Raw genomic sequence first — 9,230 nt, 5'->3', positions numbered from 1 at the left:
ACAACCGCTCACCCGCAGGCACCCTGACCTGCCCCACCCTCGCCACACCACAACCAACGAGCGCAGGACATTTAAGTCACCGGCATTGAGCCTAGCCGTACACCGGACCCGTGTACTTCTCGCCCGGGCCCTGGCCCGGCTCGTCCGGGATGATGGAGGCCTCGCGGAAGGCCAGCTGCAGGGACTTCAGGCCGTCCCGCAGCGGCGCCGCGTGGAAGGAGCTGATCTCCGTCGCACCGGCGTCGAGGAGGCCGGCCAGCGCGTGGACCAGCTTGCGCGCCTCGTCGAGGTCCTTGTGCTGCTCGCCGTCCTCGGTGAGCCCGAGCTTCACCGCGGCGGCGCTCATCAGGTTCACCGCGACGGTCACGATGACCTCGACGGCGGGCACCTCCGCGATGTCACGGGTCATGTCGTCGAAGCCGGGGGACTCGGTGTGGGGCGTCTCGCTCATGCCCACACGATATGCCGGGCGGGCCGTCCCTCCTTCCCGCGGTCCTCGGTTAGCGAACCGGGACAGTCGGTGCTAACCTTGTGTAACGACCGGCCGGACACCTATGTGCCCGGCCCACAAGTGGAGGCTCCGATCTCCCACCTGGCCGCCCTCGCGGGCGGCGGGTCACCGGTCAGGTGGCGCCCATCGTTCCGTACGGACGATGGAGCCGCCCGATGTGCGCCCCGCGGTTCACCGCGGCGGTGCTCCGGTATTTCCGTGGAGCCCCGCCTGTGTCCCGTCCGGGGCGTTTTTCATATCCCGGCGCGGTTGGTCTCACTAAAACAGACAGTGCGCGTCCGTCCGCCAGGCGGTCGCGTGGTGCTACCGAGGAGGATCCATCAGCGCCGAGCCCCGCATCAACGACCGGATTCGCGTTCCCGAGGTGCGACTTGTCGGTCCCAGCGGCGAGCAGGTCGGGATTGTTCCGCTTGCCAAGGCCCTGGAGCTCGCACAGGAGTACGACCTCGACCTGGTCGAGGTCGCGGCGAACGCCCGTCCGCCCGTGTGCAAGCTCATGGACTACGGGAAGTTCAAGTACGAGTCGGCCATGAAGGCCCGTGAGGCGCGTAAGAACCAGGCGCACACGGTCATCAAGGAGATGAAGCTCCGGCCGAAGATCGACCCGCACGACTACGACACCAAGAAGGGTCACGTCGTCCGGTTCCTCAAGCAGGGCGACAAGGTCAAGATCACGATCATGTTCCGTGGTCGTGAGCAGTCCCGACCCGAGCTTGGCTTCCGGCTGCTGCAGCGGCTGGCCTCGGACGTCGAGGAGCTTGGCTTCATCGAGTCCAACCCGAAGCAGGACGGCCGGAACATGATCATGGTTCTCGGCCCGCACAAGAAGAAGACCGAGGCCATGGCCGAGGCGCGTGAGGCCCAGGCCGCACGCAAGGCGGAGCGTCAGGGCGGTTCGTCCGACGAGACCGCCGAGGCCCCGGCCGCGGAGGCTTCGGCCGAGGCTCCCGCCGAGGCCGAGAACCCCGAGGCGTGACCCGAGGGGCTGCCATCCAGGCAGCCCCGGGCCTCGCCCGGAACCACCACACGAGAACTGACGCTCCTGGATGTCCGGTGCCCGCACCGGGGGAGCGCCACTGACGAGGAGATAACGGCGCGATGCCGAAGAACAAGACGCACTCCGGTGCCAAGAAGCGCTTCAAGATCACCGGCTCCGGCAAGGTGCTGCGCGAGCGCGCCGGCAAGCGCCACCTGCTCGAGCACAAGTCGTCCAAGCTGACGCGTCGCCTCACCGGCAACGCCGAGATGGCCCCGGGCGACGCGGCCAAGATCAAGAAGATGCTGGGCATCTGAGCTTGATCTCCCGCCCTCGGCGACGAGGGCATCCGGCCAAGACCGGGACCCATCCGTTTTCCGGGTCGTGTGAGTACCACCACGACCCCGCTACAAGGAGTTAAGAAGTGGCACGCGTCAAGCGGGCAGTCAACGCCCACAAGAAGCGCCGGGCGATCCTCGAGCAGGCCAGCGGCTACCGCGGTCAGCGTTCGCGCCTGTACCGCAAGGCCAAGGAGCAGGTCACCCACTCCCTGGTCTACAACTACAACGACCGCAAGAAGCGCAAGGGCGACTTCCGTCAGCTGTGGATCCAGCGCATCAACGCCGCTGCCCGCCAGAACGGCATGACGTACAACCGCCTCATCCAGGGTCTGAAGGCCGCCAACATCGAGGTGGACCGCAAGATCCTCGCCGAGCTGGCCGTCAACGACATCAACGCGTTCGCCGCGCTGGTCGAGGTCGCGCAGAAGGCCCTCCCGGCCGACGTCAACGCGCCGAAGGCCGCTGCCTGATCTCCAGGTCGCCGATCTTCCGCACCGGACCCGCAGGCCTTCGGGCCTGCGGGTCCGGTCGTGTGCGGAGCCCGATCCCCGATCGCGGCCCGGAACCCCGCTCACCCGCCCGGACCCCCGAAAAGAGCCACCGACCCCATGGGTACCCCCGAGCTGATCTCCCCGCGTTCGCCCCGTGTCGTCGCCGCGAGGCGGCTCGCCAAGCGCAACTTCCGGGGCAAGGACCGCCTCTTCATCGCCGAGGGCCCGCAGGCCGTCCGCGAGGCCGTCGAGCACCGCAGCGGCTCCGGTGAGCCCACCCTCGTCGAGCTCTTCACCACCGTCGAGGCCGCCGAACGGTACGCCGGGATCGTCGAAGCCGCCCGCGCGGCCGGGGCCCGGGTCCACTTCGCCCCCGACACCGTCCTCGCCGAGGTCTCCCAGACCGTCACCCCGCAGGGCCTCGTCGGGGTCTGCCGCTTCCTCGACTCGCCGTTCGAGGAGGTCCTGGCGGCCAAGCCCAAGCTCGTCGCCGTCCTCGCCCACGTACGCGACCCCGGGAACGCGGGCACGGTGCTGCGCTGTGCCGACGCGGCCGGCGCCGACGCCGTCGTACTCACCGACGCCTCCGTCGACCTGTACAACCCCAAGTCGGTGCGCGCCTCGGTCGGCTCCCTCTTCCACCTCCCGGTCGTCGTCGGCGTCCCGGTCGAGCAGGCGGTCGCCGGCCTGAAGAGCGCGGGCGTACGGATCCTCGCCGCCGACGGGGCCGGGCAGAACGACCTCGACGACGAGCTGGACGCCGGCACCATGGGCGGGCCCACCGCCTGGGTCTTCGGCAACGAGGCCTGGGGGCTCCCCGAGGAGACCCGCGCGCTCGCCGACGCGGTCGTCCGCGTCCCGATCCACGGCAAGGCCGAGAGCCTCAACCTCGCGACGGCCGCCGCCGTGTGCCTCTACGCCTCCGCGCGTGCCCAGCGCCCCCGGACCTCCCGCTGAGGGGCTCCAAAGGGTCACCCGCACCTAGTAGGGTGACCAACTCGGGGGCCCACTGCGGTACACGGAGGGGTGGGGAACGGGGATGACGGTCGGCACGGACAGTCCCACACAGGCACGGAGTACCGGGCCGGATGCCCCGGAGGACCCGGAAGGGCCCTCCCGACCCGCACCGGAAATCCCCGGCGTCGACCCCGACGAGCTGCCCGACGGCCTCGTCGTCGCCGACGCCGCCGGTCTCGTCGTCTGCTTCAACGCAGCCGCCGCCCGCATCACCGCCGTATCCCCGGAACAGGCCCTCGGCCTCCCGCTCGAACAGGCGCTGCCCCTGGAGGACCTCAAGGGGCGCCGCTGGTGGACCCTCACCGACCCGTACGGCGGGCTCGCCACCCGCCGCGGTCAGCCCGAGCGCAATCTGCTCCTGCCCGGCGGCCGCGAGGTCCTCGTCTCCGCCCGCTACGTCCGCGACCGCCCCACCGGGCCCGTCCGCCGCGTCGTCGTCTCGCTGCGCGGCACCGAGGCCCGGCGCCGCACCGAACGCAGCCACGCCGAGCTCATCGCCACCGTCGCCCACGAACTGCGCTCCCCGCTGACCTCCGTGAAGGGATTCACGGCGACCCTCCTCGCCAAATGGGAGCGGTTCACCGACGACCAGAAGCGCCTCATGCTGGAGACCGTCGACGCCGACGCCAACCGCATCACCCGGCTCATCGCCGAACTCCTCGACATCTCCCGGATCGACTCCGGCCGCCTGGAGGTGCGCCGCCAGCCCGTCGACATCGCCGCAGCCGTCGGCCGGCACGTCCAGGCCCACACCACCGGCGGACAGTCCCCGGACCGCTTCTTCGTCCGCGTCCGGCCGCAGCTGCCCGACCTCTGGGCCGACCCCGACAAGGTCGACCAGGTCCTCGGCAACCTGCTGGAAAATGCGGTGCGCCACGGCGAGGGAACCGTCACCATCGAGGTGGCACCCACCTGCGACACCCCCGACGGAGAGAAGGGAACGGCGGTCACCGTGAGCGACGAAGGCCCCGGCATCCCCGAAGAGTCGATGGGACGTGTCTTCACCCGCTTCTGGCGGGGGAGCAAGCGCGGTGGCACCGGACTCGGGCTCTACATCGTCAAGGGCATCGTCGAGGCCCACGGCGGCACGATCACCGTGGGCCGTGGTCCCCGGGGCGGCGCCGAGTTCCGATTTATCCTGCCCGTCGGCGCCCCGGCCTATCTCGCCTGACGAGATCACGAGCCGCCCGGGCCGCCTACGGGCTCATTCGCGTCCCCGCGCCCCGTTAGACTCGACCTTTGGCACGTTTGCGCCCTTGACGTCGAGCGGGGCCGCGCCCAAGCCAGCCAAACGGAAGCACGGGAAGAGATGTCCGCACCCAATAAGTCGTACGACCCGGTTGAGGTCGAGGCCTTGAAACCGGAAGAGATCGAGCGCATGCGGGACGAGGCGCTCGCCGCCTTCGCCGCCGCGGGTGACCTCGACGCGCTCGCGCACGCGAAGGTCGCGCACACGGGTGGCACGTCGCCGCTCGCGCTGGCCAACCGCGAGATCGGCGCGCTGCCGCCGCAGGCCAAGGCCGCGGCGGGCAAGCTCGTGGGCCAGGCCCGCGGCGCCGTCTCCAAGGCCCTCGCCGCCCGCCAGACCGAGCTCGAGGCCGAGCGCGACGCCCGCGTCCTGGTCGAGGAGGCGGTGGACGTCACCCTGCCGTACGACCGGGTCCCGGCCGGCGCCCGCCACCCGCTGACCACGCTCATGGAGCGGGTCGCCGACGTCTTCGTCTCCATGGGATACGAGGTCGCCGAGGGGCCCGAGGTCGAGGCGGAGTGGTTCAACTTCGACGCCCTCAACTTCGTGCCGGACCACCCGGCGCGCCAGATGCAGGACACCTTCTTCGTCCAGGGCCCGGAGGGGACGACCGGCGACGAGTCCGGTGTCGTGCTCCGAACGCACACCTCCCCGGTGCAGGCCCGCACGCTCATCGACCGGGAGCCTCCGGTCTACGTCGTCTGCCCCGGCCGCGTCTACCGCACCGACGAGCTCGACGCCACGCACACCCCGGTCTTCCACCAGATCGAGCTGCTCGCCGTCGACGAGGGCCTGACCATGGCCGACCTCAAGGGCACCCTGGACCACATGGTCCAGGCGCTCTTCGGGCCCGATATGAAGACCCGGCTCCGCCCGAACTTCTTCCCGTTCACCGAGCCGTCCGCCGAGATGGACATGCTCTGCTACGTCTGCCGCGGCGAGTCCGTCGGCAACCCGGACCGGCCCTGCCGCACCTGCGGCAGCGAGGGCTGGATCGAGCTGGGCGGCTGCGGCATGGTCAACCCCAAGGTGCTCGTCGCCTGCGGTGTCGACCCGGAGAGGTACAGCGGATTCGCCTTCGGGTTCGGCATCGAGCGGATGCTGATGTTCCGCCACAACGTCGAAGACATGCGAGACATGGTCGAGGGTGACGTCCGGTTCACCCGGCCGTTCGGGATGGAGATCTGATGCGGGTCCCGCTTTCTTGGCTGCGGGAGTACGTCGACCTGCCGGCGACGGAGACCGGCCGTGACGTCCAGGCCAAGCTCATTCCGGCAGGACTCGAGGTCGAGACCGTCGAGCAGCTCGGCGCCGGCCTGACCGGCCCACTGGTGGTCGGCAAGGTCCTCACCATCGAGGAGCTGACGGAGTTCAAGAAGCCCATCCGCTTCTGCACCGTCGACGTCGGCCAGGCTGGGGGCACCTCCCAGGCCGGAGGCTCTGGGGGAGGCACCGGCGAGCCCCAGGAGATCATCTGCGGCGCCCGGAACTTCGCCGAGGGCGACAAGGTCGTCGTGGCGCTGCCCGGCGCCGTGCTCCCCGGTGACTTCCGGATCGCCGAGCGCAAGACGTACGGCCGGGTCTCCCGCGGCATGATCTGCTCCGGCGACGAGCTGGGCATGGGAGACTGGGGGTCCCCCCAGGCCGGAGGCCCAGGGGGAGGCTCGCACGGCATCATCGTGCTGCCGCCGGAGACCGAGATCGGCATCGACGCGACCAAGCTCCTGGAGCTGTACGACGAGGTCCTCGACATCGCCGTCACACCCGACCGCGGCTACTGCCTCTCGATGCGCGGCATCGCCCGTGAGACCGCCATCGCGTACGGCCTGCCGCTGCGCGACCCGGCGCTTCTCGACGTGCCCGCGCCGAACTCGTACGGCTACCCGATCCAGGTCGCCGACCCGGTCGGCTGCGACCGCTTCACCGCCCGTACGGTCGTCGGGGTCACCCCCGAGGCGCGCACCCCGATCTGGATGCAGCGAAGGCTCCAGAAGGCCGGCATGCGCACCGTCTCGCTCGCCGTCGACATCACCAACTACGTGATGCTGGAGCTCGGTCAGCCGCTGCACGCCTACGACCGCACCCGGCTCGACGGCCCCATCGGCGTCCGCCGTGCCGCCACCGGAGAGACGATCACCACGCTCGACGGCGTCAAGCGCGTCCTCGACTCCGGGGACCTGCTGATCACCGACAACAGCGGTCCCATCGGTCTGGCCGGCGTGATGGGCGGCGCCCACACGGAGATCGCCGACCCCGTGACCGACCCCGAGACGGGCATCGTCACGGGGACGACCGAGGTCGTCATCGAGGCCGCGCACTTCGACGCGATCTCCATCGCCCGCACGGCCCGCCGCCACAAGCTGGCCTCCGAGGCGTCCAGGCGCTTCGAGCGCGGGGTCGACCCCCAGGCCGCGGCCGCGGCCGCGCAGCGCTGCGTCGACCTGCTCGTGCTGCTCGCGGGCGGCACGGCCGAGGCCGGCGTCACCGAGATCGTCGCCCCGGCCGCGCCCCGCACGGTCACCATGCCGGCGAACCACCCGGACAAGGTCGCGGGCGTCGCCTACGGCCGGGAGACCGTCGTCCGCCGCCTCCAGGAGATCGGCTGTGACGTCTACGGGCAGGACGAGCTCGTCGTCACCGTCCCGTCGTGGCGTCCCGACCTCTACGTGCCGAACGACCTGGCCGAAGAAGTCATCCGCCTGGAGGGCTACGAGAACCTGCCCTCGACGCTGCCCAGGCCGCCCGCCGGGCGTGGCCTCACCGAGCGCCAGCGCACCCACCGCAGGGTCGGCCGGGCGCTGGCCGGTGCCGGGTACGTGGAGGCGCTGAACTACCCGTTCATCGGCGCGCAGGTCTTCGACCAGCTCGGCCTGGACGCCGACGACGCCCGCCGCCGGGTGGTCACGCTCGTCAACCCGCTCTCCGACGAGGAGCCCGCGCTCCGTACGACGCTGCTGCCGGGCCTGCTCGGCGCGCTGCGCCGCAACGACGGGCGCGGCAGCCACGACCTGGCGCTCTTCGAGACCGGTCTGGTCTTCCGGCCGGGTGAGCAGCCGGGCGTCGCCGTGCGGCTGCCCGTCGACCGCCGTCCCACCGACGAGGAGATCGCCACGGTCAACGCCGCGCTGCCCGCGCAGCCGCGTCGCGCCGCCGTCGTCCTCGCCGGCGCGCGCGAGCAGGCCGGCTGGTGGGGCAAGGGCCGTCCGTCCGACTGGGCCGACGCCATCCAGGCGGCGCGCACCGTGGCCGCCGAGGCCGGTGTCGAGCTGATCATCAGCGCCGACCAGCACGCCCCGTGGCACCCCGGCCGCTGCGCCGCCTTCCACGTGGTCGTGGACGGTGAGCAGGTCCTCGTCGGCCACGGCGGCGAGCTGCACCCGCGCGTCGTGAAGGCGCTCGGCCTGCCGGACCGCACCTGCGCGATGGAGCTGGACCTGGACCTGGTGGAGAAGGCGAACGAGGGGCCGCTGAAGGCCCCGAGCATCTCCTCCTTCCCGGTCGCCACGCAGGACGTCGCCCTGGTCGTCGACACGGCCGTCCCGACCGCCACGGTCGAGGCGGCGCTGCGCGACGGCGCCGGTGAACTCCTGGAGGCCATCCGGCTGTTCGACGTCTACACGGGCGACCAGCTCGGCGAGGGCAAGAAGTCCCTGGCGTACGCGCTGAAGTTCCGCGCCACGGACCGCACCCTCACGGTCGACGAGGCCAGCGCCGCACGTGACGCGGCCGTCGCCGTCGCGTCCGAGCGCACGGGCGCCGTACTGCGCGGCGCCTGAGCGTAGCTCCCCGGAGGGGGGGGGGGCGGGGGGCACAGGGTCAGGACAAGCTTTTGGCGGGACAGGTGGCCCCCCGCCCGGCCCCCTCCGTCGTCACGCCGTGCGCCCTCCCGTCTCCGTGCGGTGTCCCTCCGCCGCTCATCCCGAGAACGCCTGGTCGACACGCGCACCAGTGCGGGGCTCCCGCACCCGTGCGGGTGGCGCGTGGGTGGCGCGTCGCGCCGGGGGTTCTCACTCCTTCGGGTGATAAGTCCAGGCCGTGTTCCCCCGGGCCCGGTGCGGTCGGGAGAATCGACGCGGCCACAGGGGCGGGCCTGTGCGCCGCAGGGCCTTCGGGCGCTGCAGGGCCTCAGGAAGGGCCGTGCATGATCCGTACCAGGACGTTGCTCTTCTACGACTCCCGGCTGCGCCGGCTGGGACCACTCGCCCTCCCCACCCTCTGGGGTGCCGTGGCCGTGACGTGGAAACTCGGCTGTCCCCTGGCGCAACAGCCCGGTCTCCCCATGCGCATCGCCACCAGCGTGCTCTTCTTCACCGTCGGCACCGGGCTCATCCTCGGCATCCGGCGCGGACTCTCGCGTGAGCTGGAGCGGATGAGGGTCATCGCGGATGCCACCCAGCGCGTGCTGCTGCGCCCGCCCCCGCCCCGGCTCGACGGCCTCTCCGTCGCCGCCGGGCAGCTCTCCGCCTCCCGGGGCGCGTCCGTCGGCGGGGATCTGTACGAGGCGGTGGCCACGCCCTACGGCGTGCGGGTCGTCATCGGGGACGTCCGGGGCCACGGCCTCGCGGCACTCGGCGCGGTGGTCGCCGTGCTCGGCAGCTTCCGCGAGGCGGCCCACGACGAGCCCGAACTCGGCGGTGTACTGCGC

At 71.5% G+C, this 9,230-nt stretch carries 9 protein-coding genes; 8 read left to right on the top strand and 1 reads right to left on the bottom strand.

Translation table 11 applies throughout. The features are described from left to right. Nucleotides 1-91: 91 nt before the first annotated feature. Complete coding sequence (locus tag ACFUJR_RS37805) at nt 92-451, bottom strand: DUF1844 domain-containing protein (protein ID WP_383181723.1); 360 nt, start codon at nt 449-451, stop codon at nt 92-94. A 379-nt stretch (nt 452-830) separates the two neighbouring features. On the opposite strand from ACFUJR_RS37805, the gene infC reads away from it, so the two are divergent. The 8 genes from infC to ACFUJR_RS37765 all read left to right on the top strand — a co-directional run. Further along, nucleotides 831-1,487 carry a translation initiation factor IF-3 gene (gene infC / locus ACFUJR_RS37800; RefSeq protein WP_352186621.1) on the top strand — a complete coding sequence of 219 codons (657 nt, stop codon included), beginning with the start codon at nt 831-833 and terminating at the stop codon, nt 1,485-1,487. Nucleotides 1,488-1,609: 122 nt separating this feature from the next. Continuing rightward, nucleotides 1,610-1,804, top strand: coding sequence for a 50S ribosomal protein L35 (gene rpmI, locus ACFUJR_RS37795; RefSeq protein WP_019884943.1), 195 nt, complete (start codon nt 1,610-1,612; stop codon nt 1,802-1,804). 107 nt (nt 1,805-1,911) lie between these two features. Beyond that, complete coding sequence (gene rplT, locus ACFUJR_RS37790) at nt 1,912-2,298, top strand: 50S ribosomal protein L20 (protein ID WP_030493496.1); 387 nt, start codon at nt 1,912-1,914, stop codon at nt 2,296-2,298. Between the two features lie 138 nt (nt 2,299-2,436). Further along, nucleotides 2,437-3,276: a TrmH family RNA methyltransferase gene (locus ACFUJR_RS37785; RefSeq protein WP_383180352.1), complete on the top strand. Its 840-nt coding sequence runs from the start codon at nt 2,437-2,439 to the stop codon at nt 3,274-3,276. An 82-nt stretch (nt 3,277-3,358) separates the two neighbouring features. Next, nucleotides 3,359-4,507, top strand: coding sequence for an ATP-binding protein (locus ACFUJR_RS37780; protein ID WP_383180349.1), 1,149 nt, complete (start codon nt 3,359-3,361; stop codon nt 4,505-4,507). Nucleotides 4,508-4,645: 138 nt separating this feature from the next. Then, nucleotides 4,646-5,773 carry a phenylalanine--tRNA ligase subunit alpha gene (gene pheS, locus ACFUJR_RS37775; protein WP_383180346.1) on the top strand — a complete coding sequence of 376 codons (1,128 nt, stop codon included), beginning with the start codon at nt 4,646-4,648 and terminating at the stop codon, nt 5,771-5,773. Further along, nucleotides 5,773-8,361 (top strand): phenylalanine--tRNA ligase subunit beta, encoded by a 2,589-nt coding sequence (gene pheT / locus ACFUJR_RS37770; RefSeq protein ID WP_383180343.1) that lies wholly within the window; start codon nt 5,773-5,775, stop codon nt 8,359-8,361. Before pheS ends, pheT begins: the two co-directional genes overlap by 1 nt. Nucleotides 8,362-8,726: 365 nt before the next feature. Then, nucleotides 8,727-9,230 (top strand): SpoIIE family protein phosphatase (locus ACFUJR_RS37765; protein ID WP_383451218.1); only part of this gene is annotated, 504 nt, incomplete at its 3' end.

It is taken from the genome of Streptomyces sp. NPDC057271 (assembly GCF_042668715.1).
GTDB lineage: Bacteria > Actinomycetota > Actinomycetes > Streptomycetales > Streptomycetaceae > Streptomyces.
Note: the sequence above shows the minus strand (reverse complement) of the source record. Positions and strands in the feature narration are given on the sequence as shown.

Bases quoted from the DNA above. Each gene is read 5' to 3' on its own strand.
- ACFUJR_RS37805 (WP_383181723.1), bottom strand. From the start codon at position 451: ATGAGCGAGACGCCCCACACCGAGTCCCCCGGCTTCGACGACATGACC.
- rpmI (WP_019884943.1), top strand. From the start codon at position 1,610: ATGCCGAAGAACAAGACGCACTCCGGTGCCAAGAAGCGCTTCAAGATC.
- ACFUJR_RS37785 (WP_383180352.1), top strand. From the start codon at position 2,437: ATGGGTACCCCCGAGCTGATCTCCCCGCGTTCGCCCCGTGTCGTCGCC.
- ACFUJR_RS37780 (WP_383180349.1), top strand. From the start codon at position 3,359: ATGACGGTCGGCACGGACAGTCCCACACAGGCACGGAGTACCGGGCCG.
- pheS (WP_383180346.1), top strand. From the start codon at position 4,646: ATGTCCGCACCCAATAAGTCGTACGACCCGGTTGAGGTCGAGGCCTTG.
- pheT (WP_383180343.1), top strand. From the start codon at position 5,773: ATGCGGGTCCCGCTTTCTTGGCTGCGGGAGTACGTCGACCTGCCGGCG.